The sequence below is a fragment of the Acinetobacter sp. YH12102 genome (assembly GCF_013419125.1).
Classification (GTDB): domain Bacteria; phylum Pseudomonadota; class Gammaproteobacteria; order Pseudomonadales; family Moraxellaceae; genus Acinetobacter; species Acinetobacter pseudolwoffii.
Genome location: NZ_VPAS01000017.1, coordinates 23217 through 41685, shown reverse-complemented (window position 1 = coordinate 41685; position 18469 = coordinate 23217). Strand labels below are relative to the sequence as shown.

15 protein-coding genes and 1 rRNA gene are annotated in these 18469 nt (G+C 43.2%); 12 read left to right on the top strand and 4 right to left on the bottom strand.

The window, feature by feature from the left end; all coding sequences use genetic code 11:
• The 6 genes from rrf to FTU42_RS13260 form a co-directional block, all read left to right on the top strand.
• Positions 1–96 (top strand): 5S ribosomal RNA (gene rrf / locus FTU42_RS13285); the annotation flags it as partial.
• Between the two features lie 164 nt (positions 97–260).
• Positions 261–1508: an esterase-like activity of phytase family protein gene (locus tag FTU42_RS13280; protein ID WP_257225597.1), complete on the top strand. Its 1248-nt coding sequence runs from the start codon at positions 261–263 to the stop codon at positions 1506–1508.
• Between the two features lie 288 nt (positions 1509–1796).
• Positions 1797–3161, top strand: a complete 1365-nt coding sequence (locus FTU42_RS13275) for an MFS transporter (RefSeq protein ID WP_171294226.1) — start codon at positions 1797–1799, stop codon at positions 3159–3161.
• A 336-nt stretch (positions 3162–3497) separates the two neighbouring features.
• Positions 3498–4847, top strand: a complete 1350-nt coding sequence (locus tag FTU42_RS13270) for an aromatic acid/H+ symport family MFS transporter (protein WP_074383777.1) — start codon at positions 3498–3500, stop codon at positions 4845–4847.
• A gap of 95 nt (positions 4848–4942) precedes the next feature.
• Positions 4943–5617, top strand: coding sequence for a hypothetical protein (locus FTU42_RS13265; protein WP_159516523.1), 675 nt, complete (start codon positions 4943–4945; stop codon positions 5615–5617).
• 17 nt (positions 5618–5634) lie between these two features.
• Positions 5635–5958, top strand: a complete 324-nt coding sequence (locus FTU42_RS13260) for an ankyrin repeat domain-containing protein (RefSeq protein WP_180083578.1) — start codon at positions 5635–5637, stop codon at positions 5956–5958.
• Positions 5959–6005: 47 nt separating this feature from the next.
• Here the strand turns inward: FTU42_RS13260 and FTU42_RS13255 are convergent, their stop codons facing one another.
• Positions 6006–6557: a type 1 glutamine amidotransferase domain-containing protein gene (locus tag FTU42_RS13255; RefSeq protein WP_005173569.1), complete on the bottom strand. Its 552-nt coding sequence runs from the start codon at positions 6555–6557 to the stop codon at positions 6006–6008.
• 379 nt (positions 6558–6936) lie between these two features.
• Entirely contained in the window at positions 6937–7626 is a 690-nt protein-coding gene (locus tag FTU42_RS13250; RefSeq protein ID WP_180072911.1) for a TIGR04219 family outer membrane beta-barrel protein, read from the bottom strand.
• 135 nt (positions 7627–7761) lie between these two features.
• Here FTU42_RS13250 and FTU42_RS13245 point away from each other — a divergent pair, with 135 nt between their 5' ends.
• The 4 genes from FTU42_RS13245 (at position 7762) to zupT (ending at position 12303) form a co-directional block, all read left to right on the top strand.
• The gene (locus tag FTU42_RS13245) at positions 7762–9210 is read left to right on the top strand and encodes an aldehyde dehydrogenase family protein (RefSeq protein ID WP_180075602.1); all 1449 of its coding nucleotides are present in this window, start codon (positions 7762–7764) and stop codon (positions 9208–9210) included.
• Positions 9211–9806: 596 nt separating this feature from the next.
• Positions 9807–11282, top strand: coding sequence for a sodium-dependent transporter (locus tag FTU42_RS13240; protein ID WP_074383770.1), 1476 nt, complete (start codon positions 9807–9809; stop codon positions 11280–11282).
• A 10-nt stretch (positions 11283–11292) separates the two neighbouring features.
• Entirely contained in the window at positions 11293–11403 is a 111-nt protein-coding gene (locus FTU42_RS13235) for a methionine/alanine import family NSS transporter small subunit (protein ID WP_005173576.1), read from the top strand.
• Between the two features lie 90 nt (positions 11404–11493).
• Positions 11494–12303: a zinc transporter ZupT gene (gene zupT / locus FTU42_RS13230; RefSeq protein WP_074383769.1), complete on the top strand. Its 810-nt coding sequence runs from the start codon at positions 11494–11496 to the stop codon at positions 12301–12303.
• A 71-nt stretch (positions 12304–12374) separates the two neighbouring features.
• On the opposite strand, the gene rsmB is transcribed toward zupT, so the two are convergent.
• Together rsmB and fmt are read right to left on the bottom strand one after the other, a co-directional pair.
• Positions 12375–13682 carry a 16S rRNA (cytosine(967)-C(5))-methyltransferase RsmB gene (gene rsmB / locus FTU42_RS13225; protein ID WP_180083575.1) on the bottom strand — a complete coding sequence of 436 codons (1308 nt, stop codon included), beginning with the start codon at positions 13680–13682 and terminating at the stop codon, positions 12375–12377.
• A complete protein-coding gene (gene fmt, locus FTU42_RS13220) occupies positions 13679–14641 on the bottom strand; it encodes a methionyl-tRNA formyltransferase (protein WP_100329643.1) in 963 nt (320 codons plus the stop codon). The genes rsmB and fmt overlap by 4 nt, the downstream gene beginning before the upstream one ends.
• A gap of 408 nt (positions 14642–15049) precedes the next feature.
• Between fmt and ilvD the strand changes: the two genes are divergently transcribed.
• Positions 15050–16879 (top strand): dihydroxy-acid dehydratase, encoded by a 1830-nt coding sequence (gene ilvD, locus FTU42_RS13215; RefSeq protein WP_180083573.1) that lies wholly within the window; start codon positions 15050–15052, stop codon positions 16877–16879.
• Between the two features lie 196 nt (positions 16880–17075).
• Positions 17076–18383, top strand: coding sequence for an RNA-guided endonuclease TnpB family protein (locus FTU42_RS13210; RefSeq protein ID WP_180083570.1), 1308 nt, complete (start codon positions 17076–17078; stop codon positions 18381–18383).
• Positions 18384–18469: the final 86 nt, after the last annotated feature.

Here is an 18469-nt window from a genome sequence, read left to right as displayed (position 1 = left end):
GTGAACCACCTGATCCCTTCCCGAACTCAGAAGTGAAACCTCTTTGCGCTGATGGTAGTGTGGGGTTACCCATGTGAGAGTAAGTCATCGCCAGCTCATTATTCGAAACACCCTCAAGCCAAGGCTTGGGGGTGTTTTTTTGTGCGCGGGATAATATTATTAAGATAAAACTGTCCTTAAAACTTCATCTCATCGCAACTGTCCTGTCATTCAAACTGTATTAAATAAGACGTCGACTTTATAAAAAGATGAATAGACGTATGAGAAAAATTTCTTTAAGTTTGCTGGCGGTCTCTGTATTCTCTCTGACGGCATGCAATGAATCCGATGATAAAACCCTTCAGCCCATCGAAAGCGTAACTGAACCAACTTTGGTGTCTTTTGCCAAACTGGATGTAGAGACCTATGCAGAAGGACCTGATTCAGGACGAGATGTACGTGGGACAAATGGTATTTTTCCTCCATTTTCAGGCCAGCCTGTACAGGGTTTTTCTGCTGCATTAAAGCAGCCGGATGGAACTTATCTGGTGATGTCGGATAATGGCTTTGGCTCGCAAGATAATTCTTCTGATTATTTATTGCGTTTGCATCATCTTTCTAGCGATTTCAGAACCAAGGCGGGCGGTACAGCAACTGTCAAACATTTATCTTATATTCAGCTTCGTGATCCGAACAAACTGATTCCTTTTGAAATTGTCCATCAGAATACTCAAGAGCGTTTATTGACAGGTGCTGACTTTGATCCGGAATCTATGCAGCGCGCGCCCAATGGCGATATCTGGATTGGAGATGAATTTGGCCCTTATTTATTACATTTTAGTGCAGATGGAATATTAAAAAGTCCGCCGATTGCTTTAGCGCATCCATTAGAAGCTGGAACTGAACTCAGATCTCCACAAAATCAGCTAAACAAGGGGACTACCGGTTATATTGAACCTTTGGTACAGCGGAGTGGGGGCTTTGAAGGTATGGCAATTTCCCCCAATGGTCGCTATTTATATCCTTTACTTGAAAAACCTTTATTAAATGCCACGACGCCACAACTAATCATTTCAGAATTTGATCTGGAAAAGAAAGTTTATACTAGAAATTTCTATTATTTTGAGTTGGCTTCGAAAGCCTCTGCAATTGGTGATTTTCAGTTATTTAGTGCCAAAGAAGGTGTGATTATTGAACGTGATGACAGTGAAAATAATCTGGGCGGCTATAAAAAATTAATCAAGGTCAGATTGAATCAGTCCGGTGAGTCTGTCGCACGTGAAGAACTGGTTAATTTAATGGATCTGGCCAATCCAGATTTACTTTATGGTCCGGTACGTCCGGGAGATCTTGCCACCGGTCAGCGCTTTGGTTTTCCATTTCAGACCATTGAAGACATTATTATTGAAGGGCCTGATTTAATTACCGTCTTGAATGACAATAACTTTCCCGGTTCAAGTGGTCGTAATCGAAATCTGGCAGATGATAATGAAATTATTCAGATCCGATTAGCTCAAGCATTATATTAATTTCAGTTTTTTCTAAATTTTAAAACGTTCCCTGAGTCTGAGAACTCAGGGATTTTTATATCGAAGAAGTGGCTTGAATTGTTAAGAAATCATTAAAAACTAGACGCATGGGTTTAGAATTTTGAGTAAAGCTTAAGACTTTAGTCGCATATTGCCTGAAAATTAGCTGTGTTGAACTAAGTTGTTGCACGAACATGGCGATAAGAATCATCAAAAATAATAAATAAGAGTTAGTGGCATGTGTCGTGCTGAAAACAACGAATAATAACTCACAGGAGGTGAGTAAAAATGGTAGAAAACACGAAAATGGCAGCAAATACGGTTAGTGTGAATGATGTGATTGATCAGGCAAAATTCACGAAATTTCACTTAAGCATTGTATTGTGGTGTTTGTTTATTGTTCTATTTGACGGGTATGATTTAGCAATTAACGGTGTCGTTCTGCCTCTACTGATGCAGGAGTGGGGCATGAGTGCTGTTGAAGCAGGCATGCTTGCCAGTACAGCACTAGCCGGCATGATGTTTGGTGCCATGCTGTTTGGGATGCTTGCAGACAAAATCGGTCGTAAAAAAGTGATTTTAATTTGTGTCACTTTATTTAGTGCTTTTACATTTTTGGGTGGATTTACCACCACTCCAACAGAGTTTGGTATTTTACGTTTTATTGCCGGCTTGGGCATAGGCGGGGTATTACCTAACCTGGTTGCTTTAACCTCTGAATATGCGCCTAAACGTTTAAAAAGTACACTTGTAACCACCATGTTTAGTGGTTATGCCGTAGGTGGGATTATGGCTGCATTATGTGGTACATGGTTTACCCCAAGTTTTGGTTGGGAAATTATGTTCTTCATTGCAGGTATTCCCTTACTTTTTGTTCCATTGTTTTGGAAGTTCTTACCTGAGTCTCTAACTTTCTTGGTTAAAGAACAAAAAATGAATGAGGCACGTCATTTTATAAAACGAGTTGAGCCAACTGCAGACGTACGAGCAGACACTGAACTGGTTCTAGCCACAGGCGATCAGACACAAAGTGCATCAGTAAAAGCGTTATTTACAGAAAATCGTGCAATGGGAACATTCTTATTCTGGATTGCTTTCTTTATGTGCTTGCTCATGCTTTATGCACTTGGAAGTTGGCTGCCAAAACTCATGATGGCTGCGGGATATTCTTTAGGCAGCAGTTTAATGTTCTTATTAGCACTGAATATTGGTGCCGTGATCGGAACCATTAGCGGTGGTATTCTGGCAGACCGTTTTGACTTTAAACCTGTTCTTATTAGTATGTTAACTGTGGGTGTACTGTCTCTGGTTGGTTTAGGCTTTAACTCTCCAACACCTGTTATTTATTTACTTGTCAGTTTGGCAGGTGCTTCATCTATTGGTACCAGTATCTTGTTATATAGCTATGTTGCTCAATACTATCCTGTTGCAGTACGTTCTACCGGTATTGGTTGGGCGTCTGCTGTGGGGCGTACAGGTGCAATTGTAGGTCCAATTGTGATTGGTATGCTGCTGGGTATGGAATTACCACATAAATGGAATTTCATCGCGGTTGCCATGCCGGGTATTATTGGCATCATCGCTATTTCAATGATTCGTCAACCACAACCCGGTCGCGTTCAGGTGAAACAATTAAAAGCAGCCAAAATTTAAACGATCCTCATAGATTCATTCAGCTAAAAAAGCCCCTTTGTCTGAAGGGGTTTTTTATATTTTTAGTATGAAATAAAACCACTCAAAAAAAGTGATTGAGCTAAAAAATCTACAAATTCTGCTTAAATTAAAGTCATTATGATTAATAGCTTAAAATTTAATTTTAATAATAATGTGACATATCACGCAAATAAATGGCATTACATTTATCATAGCAGAATATCAATTAGTCTTATTGTGCCTTAAATCCCGCTTGCGTATATTGCCTGACATTGAAGATTGCCTTCAATCTTCAACAAAGATGTTATGGACAAGTACTCATGGGAGATGAGAACGATGACAACGGAAAAAATAGATGTAAATTCTGTAGTCGATAATGCGAAATTCACGCCTTTCCACTTCAATGTAGTTGCTTGGTGTTTACTCATTATCTTATTTGATGGCTACGATTTAGCAATCAATGGTGTGGTTTTACCCTTACTGATGCAAGACTGGGGCTTAAGTGCAGTGCAAGCGGGCATGCTTGCAAGTACCGCACTGGCTGGCATGATGTTTGGTGCGATGATCTTCGGTTCCCTCGCGGACAAGATCGGTCGTAAGAAAGTGATCATGATCTGTATTGTATTATTCAGTGGTTTAACTTTTGCGGGTGGCTTTGCCTCAAATCCAACCGAATTCGGTATTTTACGTTTTCTTGCCGGTCTGGGTATTGGTGGGGTCATGCCGAATCTGGTGGCATTGACTTCGGAATATGCGCCACAAAAAATGCGCAGTACCTTGGTAACCACCATGTTTAGTGGTTATGCCGTCGGTGGTGTAATGGCTGCGTTGTTGGGTTCATGGTTTACCCCAAGTTTTGGTTGGGAAATCATGTTCTTTATCGCGGGTATTCCATTATTTTTATTACCAGTGATCTGGAAATTTTTGCCTGAATCGCTGGCATTTATTGTGAAGCAAAACAAGCAGGCTGAAGCACGTCAAATTGTACGTCGTCTGGCACCAAATCTAACGGTTACCGAGAATACAACGCTTACCCTGCCACAGGAAAATGTGCCTGAAGCAGCGAACGTGGTGAGCTTGTTCCGTCGTGGCCGTGCGGTCAATACCTTATTGTTCTGGGTCGCGTTCTTCACTTGTCTGTTAACCATGTATGCTTTAAGTAGCTGGTTACCGAAGTTGATGATGGCAGCGGGCTACTCGATGGACAACAGTCTGATGTTCATGATGGTGATGAACGTGGGTGCGGTCGTGGGTATTGTGGGTGGTGGTATTCTGGCGGATCGTTTCCACTTGAAACCGGTACTGATGTTCCTGGGTATTATGGGTGCGATTGTGATGAGCCTGATGGGCTTCGCATCTAACCAATTCTTACTTTACATCCTGGTGTTTCTGGCGGGTGCAGCGTCGATTGGTTCACAAATGTTGCTATATAGCTATGTTGCGCAGTTCTACCCGCTTGCGGTACGTTCGACAGGCATTGGCTGGTCTTCTGCGATTGGTCGTATGGGCGCGATTGTAGGGCCGATCCTGATTGGTGGTTTGCTTGGTATGAACCTGCCTGCTTACTTCAACTTTATGGCAGTCGGCTTACCGGTTCTGATTACTGCAATTGCGGTTGCGTTAATCATGCATGACAATGAATCTGAAAAGATTGGTGCAATTGAGCCAGCAGTGTCTAAAGCTTAAAGCTAAGTTTTTAAATAAGAAGCCTCCGAAAGGGGGCTTTTTTATTATTATCATTAAATGATAAATTTTAAAAATATTAAAAAAGTGATAAATAAATGAACCTAAATGATCGTTTTAAGAAGTTTGCGGATTCTGAATATGAATCGATAGATGATATACAGGATATTAAATTTATAGGGCGTAAGGCAGATTATTTTGCTTTTGAGCGCTCATGGATTTTGGAAGTCAAATTTTTAGAAAAAGATAGACAGAGTACAATTAATGACTTTACAAATGATCAAGTAGATAAAGATCAGGATTTCCCAGAATTTTTTGGGACTGTACATATTGAAGAGTTGATCCAAAAACATAAAGATCCTAATTTTATTAGAAATAAATTATGTGATTATGCCTCTCGAAATTTGCGATCACTTCTTTCATCAGCAGATAAACAAATCTCTGAAACTAAAAAAGCTATAGGAAAAGATGATTGCACAGGGATATTAGTTCTTCTAAATGAAAGAAATGATTTTCATGATCAAGATTTTATTTACCAAGAAATAAGTCGTCTATTACATAGAAAAGATGAACAAGGCAATATTCAAAGAAAACATATACAGGGTGTATGGTATATCCATGAATATAAAGAAAATAATAAAAGAAATGTTTTCTCTAGTTTTTTAATGGGTCCTACAGCTAATATTGAGTCAGTTAAATCATTAGGAAATTTTTTGCACATGGATTGGATTAGTTATAATGGATATGCTTTTATACCCTCAGACTTAAAATAAATCTTGAGGTAGATTCTATGCAATTCGACTCATTCTCCCCAATCCCTGAAGATGATGACGAATTACATCTTCCTGAACTGGTGTACTGGGCATCTTTAGGCGACATCGAACAGGTCGAGCAGGGCTTGCAAGAAGGTCTGGACGTCAACTCCGCCGATGAAGAAGGCTATAGCGCCTTACAGGCCGCCGCTGAAAATGATCATCTAGACGTAGTCAAACTTCTGGTTAGCAAAGGTGCAGATATTGCCCATCGCAGTCCACATACGGCACTAGAACTGGCCGAAATGGCAGGCAATAAAGAAGTGATGGTTTATCTAAAAAGCTTGACCGGAACTATTTAAAGCAAAAGAGAACCTCAATCATGAGATTCTCTTTTTATGGTAGGAACTTAGGCAGCATCGCCTTCAAGTTCTTTTAAAATGGCTTCATTAAAGGCCGGAAGATCATCCGGATTCCGTGAAGTAATCAGTACCCAGCCGCCGGTATTACAGCGATGCACTTCTTCATCGACCCATTTACCGCCGGCATTTTCCAGATCCAGCTTGATGCTCTTATACGAGGTCAGATTCTTGTCTTTAATTCGATCTGCATCAATTAAGGCCCATGGCCCATGACAGATCGCCGCAATCGGTTTGTGATTGTCGGCAAAATGCTGAATAATTTTCTGGGCATCCTGATTAATTCTTAAAGTATCTGCGTTGACTGTACCACCTGGAATCACCAACAGATCATAATCATTCAGGTCGACATGGTCAAAACTGGTATCAGGCGTATATTGGGTAGCAGCTTTGGTATCACCTTTGACAGTGGCTACATCTTCATTTTTTTCTGCAGCATGAATCACTTCAAAACCTTTGGACTTTAAAAAATTTAAAGGCTCAGTCAGTTCATCATGTTCAATACCTTGATTGGATGTAATAAAGAGGACCTTTTTTACCATGATTGCTGTTCCCAAAAAATGTGAGGATTTTTAGCTTAACAACAAGCCGATTTTTACAATGTTGGAGTTTTAACTCGGAACTGTTAAGCAAAGATAAATAAAACAATGCACAGAAAAAGAAATAGCAGAAAAAAAGCCCCAACATCCTGTTGGGGCTTTTTCCGTATCTCGTGATTTAGGTATAACTCCTGTCGTACCTCACGTCCTGATGCTTGTTTATTCTTGTTGTTTTTAGGTTTTCGGAGCATCCTGCTCTCTATGTGTCTAAAGTAATACACAAGCAGATTTTGTACCAGCAGCAGATTGCGCTTATTGTTGTACGCTTTGACTTACATGAACGCAGAGAAATTGAGCACGACCAGCTGCTGAATTCTTGGCATCAAAAATGTACATCTAAGCCAATATACGGGCCTTTAAATTCCAGCTGTAAATCTGGACGTTGCTCCTGTTGAAAATCTACCGTCATCATGCGATAACCGATTTTGGCACCGACATCGACCAGCAGATTATCAATAAAATCATATTGTAACTCAGCCTGTACATCGGTCTTTTTACTATCGCTGCCATGACTGTAAACGGCTTCTGCTTTGGCACTCAGTCCGGTAAATGGCAATTTAACCCCTGCAGTTGCATAGAGCAGTGGAGTGTATTCATCCAGATCGTATTGCGTGAAAGCCCCGGTATTCAGGTTTTTTACCGTACCCTCCAGATTGCTTAAGCCTGCGCCTATATCGGCATGTACCACGGTATCCAGCAATTCGTAATACAGAATATAGTCAATATTCTTCAGTTTGATTTCTGAGGCATTGATCGGAGTGCTTTGTTCGCTGTTGCTGTCCAGATTGACATATTTGATTTTGGCATTTGGCAACAGTGGCACTGGATGTTCAAAAGCCACGGACAGCTGCGCCGTACCTTGTCGATCCAGATCATGTTTCATACTGCTATTTTCGCTATAACCGTTAAAATTCCAGTAGCTGAGATCGGCTTTTGCCCCGATGAAATCTGCATGACTGAGCGTGCTTAATCCAAAACTGAAGAATAATGTGGCGAGTATTTTTGTCTGCATGACAGTGAGTCCCTAAAGCTTTATTAAAATTGAGCGTGTCTGGTTACTTAAAAACATCTTCTTAATATTTATCAGCAAGTGCATGATATAGAGAATTTCAAAAATGTATATCCTGAGATTTTGAAGGACTAAAAAATGCGATCTACAGCAGTACAACAGTGTAAAGACTATTCATTCTATGTGGCTGGTCAGGCGGTTCAGACCGGAGAATGGCTAGAGGTTAAACATAAATATACGCAAGCACTCTATGCACGTGTCGCTTTGGCCGATGCCAAAAGTCTGGAGCAGGCCATCCAGTCTGCCCTAGACACCGAGGCAGAGATGGCGGCTTTAGAACCCTTTCAAAAACAGAAAATTCTACTGCATTGTGTGCGCCGTTTTCATGAAATTCGTGAAGAACTGACTGAAATTCTGATTGCAGAAGGCGGTAAACCGCGCAAAGCGGCAGAAGCCGAAGTCGAGCGTCTGATTAATACCTTTCAAATTGCCGCAGATGCCGTGACTCAAATTGATCAGGGACGTATGCTGCCTTTGGCTGTAACCGCGGCAGCATCGGGGTATCAGGGTATGGTTAAGCAGGTGCCGATTGGCGCAGTGTCTTTAATCAGCCCTTTTAATTTTCCCTTAAATCTGACCGCCCATAAAATTGCACCGGCAATTGCTGCCGGTTGTCCTTTCGTGTTGAAACCCGCCAGTCTGACGCCGATTTCTGCCTTGAAAATTGCCGAGATTCTGGCGGAAACCGATTTGCCGAAAGGCGCATTTTCAGTTTTACCCTGTCCGCGCGAGCTGGCCGATGTGCTGGTCACCGATGACCGTTTTAAATTACTCAGTTTTACCGGTTCCGATGTGGTGGGTTGGGATATGAAAGCGCGAGCTGGCCGCAAAAAAGTGGTTCTGGAGCTGGGCGGTAATGCCGCAGTGATGATCGAGCCGGATACCGAAATTAATGATGCCTTGATTACCCGTCTGGTTGGTGGTGCTTATGGTCATGCCGGGCAGGTCTGTATCAGTGTGCAGCGCATTCTGGTGCATCAGGATATTTATGCCGAAGTCAGAGATAAACTGCTTGCAAAACTCAAACATCTGAAAGCCACCGATCCAAATCTGAGCACAACTTTGGTGGGGCCGATGATCAAGGAAGCAGAAGCCAAACGCCTGAAAAAATGGCTGGAAAAAGCACTGAAAAAGGATGCCAGAATTCTGGTAGGTGGTGAGCTGGATGGAGTGATGTTCGCACCGACTTTATTGGAAAACGTGGATCATAATCTGGAAATTTACCGTGATGAAGTCTTTGGTCCGGTGGCGATGATTGAACCTTATCCTGATTTTGAAGCGGGGATTGCCTGTATCAATCGTAGCCGTTTTGGCTTGCAGGCCGGAGTTTATACCCAGAACTTGAACAAGATGCTGTATGCCTGGGATCATCTGCATGTCGGTGGGGTCATTATCAATGACATTCCATCTTTCCGGGTGGACAACATGCCCTATGGTGGGGTGAAGGATTCAGGTTTAGGCCGTGAAGGGATTCAATCTGCCATTCGCGATATGCAGGAAGAACGGATGCTGGTGATTAAATCTTAAGTAAATGACATCAATCGCTCAGATCCCGTGATGGATTTGCTGCAGGTCAGACCGGGGTATTGCAGTCCATTTTTAGATGTCAAAAATGCACGTGGAGCAGGGCGATCAGATCTCTGCTCCGCGCATTTCAGCTATAGAGTGGCTCACATCGCGATAAGCCTTTGACTTTAATTCTTCTATAAATATAAGGCGATTTGGATGATCGCAGCATGAGCTTTGCTTGACTACGGTTCTGTAGTCAAACTTAAGAAAGATATATTCCAAAAAGTTTGTCAATATATAACCTGTAAAATCAGGTAGGTTTCGTTGAATTATTGAACGCTTAATTCGAATAGATTATAAATAACGAATATTTTCAGCAGAATTTACAGAAAAAATTTAAAAAAGTCAGTATTGTTGAACCATCTACAAGGTCAGCTTTTCGATCAGACTTTAAGCAAGATGTAAGACCTGCTGACCTGTTTGTACATTAGAATTCGACGCCCAAAAGGTGCAGCTCTAATCCAAACACCCAAAATAATTGAAATGCTTCTTTATTTGCTTGCGCTATAACCATAACAAGCAGCATCTGAAGGGGTTTAAAGTTTAGGTGTTCTATGACAGAAACTCGTGAGAATTGGTCTGCACGATCAGGATTCATTATTGCAGCCATTGGTTCCGCCGTTGGCTTGGGAAATATCTGGCGTTTCCCTTATGTGGCTTATGAAAATGGGGGTGGGGCATTCCTGATCCCTTACCTGATTGCGATTTTTGCAGCAGGTTTGCCTTTATTGTTTTTAGACTATGCGGTCGGACACAAGTTCCGTAAAGCACCACCCATGGCCTATAAAAAACTCATGAATGCCGAATCCTTGGGTTGGTGGCAGGTGATGGTGACCCTGATCATCGGGATTTACTATGCCAGCGTCTTGTCTTGGGCCGGCAGTTATATGTTCTATTCCTTTGGGCAGCAGTGGGGCACAGATACCCAGGACTTTTTCTTTAACACTTATCTGCAAAATGGTGAAGGTTTAAGTTTAGGTTTTGTTCCTGTCCTGTTTTTCGGTCTGGTGGTTGTTTGGGCTGCGGTGATGCTGATTCTTTACGGTGGGGTACGCCGTGGGGTGGAACTGGCGAATAAAATCTTTATGCCACTTCTGGTAATTTTATTTTCTATTCTGGTGATTCAGGCGGTACGCTTACCGGGTGCAGTCGACGGCTTGAATGCTTTCTTTACGCCGAACTGGGAGGCCATGAGTAACTATAAAGTCTGGCTGGCCGCATTTGGTCATATCTTCTTCTCACTGTCGGTGGGCTTCGGGATTATGTTGACCTATGCCTCTTATTTGAAACGCAAAACCAACTTGACCGGTTCTGGGATCGTGGTAGCACTGGCCAACTCATCCTTTGAAATTCTGGCGGGTATTGGTGTATTTGCAGCGCTTGGTTTTATGGCCTTCAGCGCAGGTGCAAATGTTGAAGATGTCGTATCTGGCGGTATTGGTCTGGCCTTTATTGCTTTCCCGAAAATCATTTCCAGTTTAGGTGCAGGCGGTGACCTGTTTGGCTTCCTGTTCTTTGCTTCATTGACCGTTGCCGGTATTACCTCGATGGTCAGTATCCTGCAAGTTCCGATTGCCGCATTCCAGGACAAACTGGGCTGGTCGAAGAACAAGTCAGTCACGATTATTGCCGGTGGTTCAGCGGTGATTTCTACCTTGATGTTCTCGACCCATAGTGCGATTACCTTTGTCGACATTATTGACTACTTTGCCAATAATATCGGTATTGTCGGTGGTGGTTTGATCTCCATTATTCTGTTGTCGTGGTTCCGTCGTCCATTAATGAAGCAGCTGGAAGGCCATGTGAATCAGTTCGCCAGCGTGAAACTTGGTCGCAGCTGGAACTTCATGCTGACCGTCATCACGCCGTTGTCCTTATTAATGGCATTGGGTCTGACCCTGAAATCGATCATGGCAGAAGGTTATGGTGGCTATGCTGCCAGCACCCTGTGGATGGTGGGTGGAGGTGTCATGGCATTCTTTATTCTGGGCGCCATTCTGTTTAGTCTGGTCAAAGACCGTCATAGCTAGGAGAGCGACTATGAATACATCTGCACTGGTGATGATGATCATCTCTATCGTTTTATTGTGGGGTGGTCTGGTACTGTCCGTGATTCATCTGGCAAAAAATCCGGAAGAACCAGAAGACTAAAAATCTTCACATAAACCTACTGTTTTACTGTAAACGAAAGTCATTATCATCTATGGTGATAATGACTTTTTTAATGGCTGACGATTTGGCATGATTTCCGTTTCAGATGGACAAGTCTATACAGCCTTTGCCGTGACCTTCTTCGCTGGGCTTGCCACCGTGTTGGGTGGGGGACTGATACTCTTCTTAAAAAAACCCAATTTCCGTCTGCTGGCCTTTGGTCTGGCCTTTGCCGCGGGCGCCATGATCTATGTTTCTTTAACCGAAATTCTGAATAAATCGATTGCCTCCTTTAGTCTGGCTTTTGATGAAAAAACCGGTTTTGCCTTTGGCACCTTTGCATTTTTGTTGGGCGTGATTCTGGTGTTATTGCTGGATCATTTTGTGCCGAATCCGCATGAAACCGTTGAAACGCATGCCAGTGAAGGCGTCAGTTCACCGCAACTATTGCGTACCGGCATGCTGACTTTATTCGCCATTAGCGCACATAACCTGCCAGAAGGTCTGGCGACCTTTTTTGCCACGCTGGAAAGTCCTGCCTTGGGTGCGCCTTTGGCGGTGGCAATTGCGATTCATAATATCCCAGAAGGTGTGGCAATTGCCTTGCCAGTGTATATGGCGACCGGACGCAAAGATTATGCGCTCTGGGCCAGTCTGGTGTCGGGACTGGCTGAACCTTTGGGTGCCGCCTTGGGTTACTTTATTCTGGCACCTTATATGAGCGATACAGTATATGGTCTGGTTTTTGGTTTAATTGGCGGGGTAATGGTCTATCTGGCACTGGACGAGTTATTGCCGACTGCAAAACGTTATTCCGAAGGGCATGAAACGGTATATGGACTGGTGAGCGGTATGGCTGCGCTGGCCAGCAGTCTGGTGATCTTTAAGTTTATTCAGTAAGTCCTGTTGCCATCCGGCAACTCCATAAAAAAAGCAGCCTAAGCTGCTTTTTTTGATTGTAAACTAATGACTTATGAAGTTTTTTCAATACGGCAATAGAAGAAACCATCACCTTGATCGGCTGTTGGTAACAACTGACGACCGTGAATCTGTTCGATGCCCCAATCGGCTTCAATCTTGATTTCTTTGGCATCGCTATGCTGGGCAAAGAACTCGACCATCTGCTGTTCATTTTCCGCTTTTAGAATCGAACAGGTGATGTACAGCAAAGTACCACCCACTTTTAGTTGTTGCCACATATTTTCCAGAATCTGCTTTTGCAGCGCGACGGTTTGCGGAATATCTGTGGAATGACGCAGCAAGCGAATATCCGGATGACGACGGATCACACCAATCGCAGAACATGGCGCATCTAGTACGATACAGTCGACCGGTTCAGGCGCTGTCCAGTTGATGGCATCGGCTGCGATAATTTCAACTTCGGCATATTCTGTTAACAGTAGGCGTTCCAGATTTTCTGCCACACGCACTAAACGTTTGGCATCCTGATCAATTGCATACAGCTTTTTCGGGCTGTATTTTTCCAGAATATGCGCAGTTTTCCCACCCGGCGCAGCGCAGGCATCCACCACGACCTTGCCTTCAAGATCAGGCACTAAAGTTGCGCAAAGCTGTGCGTGTTCATCCTGAACCGAGAAACCGCCAGCTTCATAGCCCGGCAGGTTTGGAATATGTACATTCTGTTCCAGCACAATGCCGACTTCAGACAGGGTACAGGCGCGTGCCTCATAACCTTCTTCTTCCAGAATTTCCAGATATTCATCACGGCTGACCTGATTGACATTGACACGCAAGGTCAACGGCGCAATCTGTTTTAACTCGTGCGACAGTTCAGCCAGCTGTTCCGGCCAGTCTTTCTTTAAACGCTTAAATAACCAGCTTGGCAGGCCATGTGCCTGATTTAAAGCCAGATCAAATTCTTCTGTTTCACGTGAAACACGACGCAGCACTGCATTGACCAGACCACTTAAAGGTTCGAATCCCAGTTGTTTGGCTGCTGTCACCGTTTCTGAAATCGCAGCATGCGCCGGAATACGGGTACATAGAATCTGGTATAAACCTAAATATAAGCAGCTTTCCAAGGCCTGGTTATCGAGAGGTTTGGTTAATAGCGGCAGAGTAATGGCTTTCAGGCCATGCCATTGACGTAAACAGCCCAAGGTTAACTCGTGATACAAGCCACGGTCACGTTCAGACACAATATTGATATGTTGGTTGAGTACAGAAGCAAGTGATTGGCCGTTTTGTACAGCCAATAGCGTTTTGACAACTTGCGCGCGCAAATTCAAGTTTTTAGCTGATGATTGAATTTGGCTCATGTGAATTTATATCCTAGCGATAGTTTTTGAGTTTGATTAATTTGAACAGCATTCAGGGCTTTGCCGCCCGGCCATTGCAGATTGGTGATGCAAATGGCGCTCTGATCACCACACATCACATGTACGCCGTCTTTATCCAGGGCAATCACTTCACCAGGCAGAGCAGTGCTTGCGTTGTGCGTAGAAAGTGATGAGTTCCAGATGCGTAAATTGTTTGTGTCATCCAGCGGGGTAAAGGCTACCGGCCAAGGATTAAAAGCGCGGATATTACGGTCAATCTCTGCCGCAGCTTGTGTCCAGTCAATTTGCGCTTCTGCTTTAGACAGTTTATGTGCATAGACCGTCAGGCTGTCATCTTGCACTTCACGCTGTGCTAAATAGTGCTGCAAGGTCTGTTCCGATTCTAAAACCTTTAGCGTCGCTTCAGCGCCCTGTAGCGCCAGTTTGTCATGCAGGCTGGCAGAGGTATCTTCGGCGGTAATTGGGCAGATAGTTTTGTACAGCATGTCTCCGGTATCCAGACCGGCTGCCATTTTCATAATGGTCACACCGGTTTCGGTATCGCCAGTAGCAATCGCGCGCTGAATCGGGGCTGCACCGCGCCAGCGTGGCAACAGGGAACCATGAATATTCAGGCAACCATATTTTGGTGTATCCAGAACCACTTGTGGCAGGATCAGGCCATAGGCCGCCACCACCATCACATCTGCATTTAAGGCTTTGAGTTCTGCTTGCGCTGCCAGACCTTCTTCAGTCGAAGATTTGAAATGAAGCGGTTGGTACACTGGAATATTGTGTTCAAGCGCCAACTGCTTGACCGCAGATGCCGTGAGTTTTTGTCCGCGTCCGGCCTTGCGGTCAGGCTGGGTATACACCGCCACAATTTCATGCTCGGTTTTGAGCAGCGCAGCCAATGCAGTCGCTGCAAATTCTGGTGTGCCTGCAAATATGATCTTCACACATGAAATTCCAAATAAACTTAAAGCGTATTATAAGCCAAAAGCCAAATTTCAGCCTAATCGTTGCAAAAACTTATTGAATAAGACCGGTGAGTGCTTGAATTTCAGTGGAATTTTTATATAAAAAAAACTCATGCAAATTGTAAAAATTATTCATGAAAGTTTTGTATTGTCCTGATGATGATGACGGTATAGTAGATTTCATCAAGAAATTTTTATCGTCAGATCATTACGACCTCTCTATAGACATTTTTGCCTGCATCTACAACCAAAGGGTCATCTTGTAAAACAAGGGCTTGTAGTATGATAGGTGTAAAATTTAACTGATTTAAGCTTATTGTCAGTATGATTTAGCCAGAGTGGATCTGTCCGGTTCATTTCAAGCTCAAACTTTGTTGGAAATATAAAATGCCTGACTATCGTTCAAAAACATCGACACACGGAAGAAATATGGCTGGCGCACGCGGTTTATGGCGTGCTACCGGAATGAAAGATGAAGATTTCGGTAAGCCGATTATTGCGGTGGTGAACTCGTTCACCCAGTTTGTACCGGGTCATGTGCATCTCAAAGACCTGGGTCAGCTGGTGGCACGTCAAATTGAAGCGTCAGGCGGTGTGGCAAAAGAATTTAATACCATTGCAGTCGATGACGGCATCGCGATGGGTCATGACGGCATGCTGTATTCATTGCCTTCGCGTGACCTGATTGCAGACTCAGTTGAATACATGGTCAATGCGCATTGCGCTGATGCCATGGTGTGTATCTCAAACTGTGACAAAATTACCCCGGGCATGTTGATGGCTGCGATGCGTCTGAACATTCCCGTGGTATTTGTCTCTGGTGGCCCGATGGAAGCGGGTAAAGTCCAAATCCGTGGTAATGAACAGGCGATTGACCTTGTTGATGCGATGATCGTGGCTGCAGATGACAACTATACTGACGAAGAAGTCAAAGCCTATGAACGTTCTGCATGTCCAACCTGTGGTTCATGTTCAGGAATGTTCACGGCCAACTCCATGAACTGCTTAACCGAAGCGCTTGGTTTATCTTTACCGGGTAATGGCTCTACGCTGGCAACACATGCCAACCGTAAAAAATTATTCGAGCGTGCAGGTCAGTTGATTGTGGAAATCACCAAGCGTCATTATGAGCAAAATGATTACAGCGTATTGCCGCGTAATGTTGCGACCAAAGCATCGTATGAAAATGCCATGACTTTAGATATCGCGATGGGGGGGTCAACCAATACCGTTCTTCACTTGTTGGCGGCTGCACACGAAGCAGAAGTTGACTTCACCATGGATGACATTGATCGTTTATCGCGTAAAGTGCCAGTGCTATGTAAAGTTGCACCTGCGGTCAAAAATGTTCACATGGAAGACATTCACCGTGCTGGCGGCATTATGTCAATCCTCGGTGAATTAGACCGTGGTGGCTTACTCGATACCTCTGTACCTACCGTACATGAAGCAACCTTAAAAGATGCTTTAGACAAGTGGGATATTATCCGTACTGAAAATGAAGAGGTGTATAACTTCTTTAAATCAGCACCGGGCGGTGTACCGACGCAAACAGCATTCTCACAAGATCGTTACTACACCCGTTTAGATGGCGACCGTGAAAATGGTGTGATTCGTAATGTTGAACATGCCTTCTCGCAAGATGGTGGTTTAGCCGTCCTTTATGGCAACATCGCACTGGATGGTTGTATCGTCAAAACAGCAGGCGTGGACGACTCCATCTTAAAATTCAACGGCACAGCACGTGTCTTTGAGAGCCAGGATTCTGCAGTAGAAGCAATCTTAGGTGGCAAAATCACAGCAGGTGATGTGGTGGTGATCCGTTACGAAGGTCCACGTGGTGGTCCGGGTATGCAAGAAATGCTGTATCCAACCAGTTACTTAAAATCGAAAGGTTTGGGTAAAGACTGTGCGCTTGTTACAGATGGTCGTTTCTCGGGCGGTTCATCAGGTCTTTCCATTGGTCACGTTTCTCCAGAAGCAGCTGAAGGCGGTGCGATTGGTTTGGTTGAAGATGGCGATCGTATCGAAATTGATATTCCAAACCGTACGATTCACTTAGCGGTTGAAGATTCGGTGATGGCTGAACGCCGTGCAGCGCAAGAAGCCAAAGGCTGGCAACCCGCTGAAGAGCGTCCGCGTAAAATTTCAAAAGCATTGAAAGCCTATGCAATGCATACCACTAGTGCGGCGAAAGGTGCGGTACGTGATATCTAATTTGTAATTTTACAGATTTAAATAGCACTCCAGATGGGGTGCTTTTTTATACAAGAAACTATCTTAAAATGAAAGAGGACTCCACCCGACAGTCAGGGTGGAGGTGAATTTCGTAAGTTTTTTAATTTAGCTTTAATTCGTTTTTATGTTAAAATAAAAGAAATATAACATTGTATTTAAATAAGTTTTAAAAAAAATGAAAATCAACAAGGCGTATAAATTTAGGCTTGAGCCTAATGAAGAGCAAGAGGTTATTTTAAACAATCTTGTTGGTTCTGCGCGTTTTGTTTGGAATCAAATTTTAGTTGTGTCATTTGAAATGTTTGCAAAGAATGAATTTATCAATGCAACCAATTTGGTGAATAAAATCACCAGTCTTAAAAAGAATCCTGAATATGCTTTTTTAGCAAATCATTCTAATGCTGTTTCCCTACAGCAAAAAATTCGTGATCTGGCTTCGGCTTGGACAAGGTTTTTCAATGCAAAAGAACATGCAAGATTAAAAGAAAATAAGCGTAAACCACGCACGCCCAAATTCCTCAAACTCACTGATGGTTCTGAAATCCAGTTACGCCCACTGATGCCTAGATTTAAGAAAAAATCAGATGGTTACGATTCAATTAGATTGGTGCAATTTGATAAATATTGTCGAATTGAGGGTAATCGAGTTAAGCTGCCAAATGGCATAGGATTTGTGAAATTTAGAAAATCACAAGATATTCTAGGCACAATTAAGAATGTGACAATCAGTAAGAGATCAGGTCATTGGTATATTTCATTTGGCAGTGAAAAAGAGTTATTGGAAAATCCAGTACATCCATCCAAAACCGCAGTTGGTGTTGATTTAGGTGTCAAGAAATTAGTCACAACATCTGAGGGTGAGGTATTTAACCCAAAGAACAGTTTTAAAACCAACCAAATTAAATTAGCTAAACTTCAACGTAAGTTGAGCAAAAAATTGAAGTTTAGTGAAAATTGGAAAAAGTTGAACACCACAATTAACAAGCTACATTATCATATTGCTAATATTCGGCATGACTACCTACATAAAGTCACGACAACTCTCAGCAAAAACCACGCAATGATCGTAGTTGAGGACTTAAAAGTAGCCAATATGTCGAAGTCAGCAAGTGGCACAATCGAGAAAAAAGGAAAGAATGTCAAAGCCAAGTCGGGCTTAAACAAGGCAATCCTAGATCAAGGTTGGTCAATGCTTGTTGATATATTGGAGTACAAACAACAATGGCGAGGTGGTTTACTCGTTAAGATTGACCCGAAATACACAAGTCAAACGTGTAGCTCCTGCGGTCATGTTGCAAAAGAAAATAGGCTTACTCAGGCACATTTTGAATGTGTTGCGTGTGGCTTTAGCGAGAATGCGGATATTAACGCTTCTCGTAATATTTTGGCGGTGGGACACACCGTTTTGTCTGTGGAGGGTGGATGCGGTAAAGGTCGCCCGATGAAGCAGAAAGCAAGCGAAATCCGTGAGGAAGTCACCTAAGAGCTGATGCTTTTAGAATCCCCCACTTGAATAAAGTGAAAGTGGTGGGAGTATGTCAAACAATGATCTTAAAATAAATTGCCAAA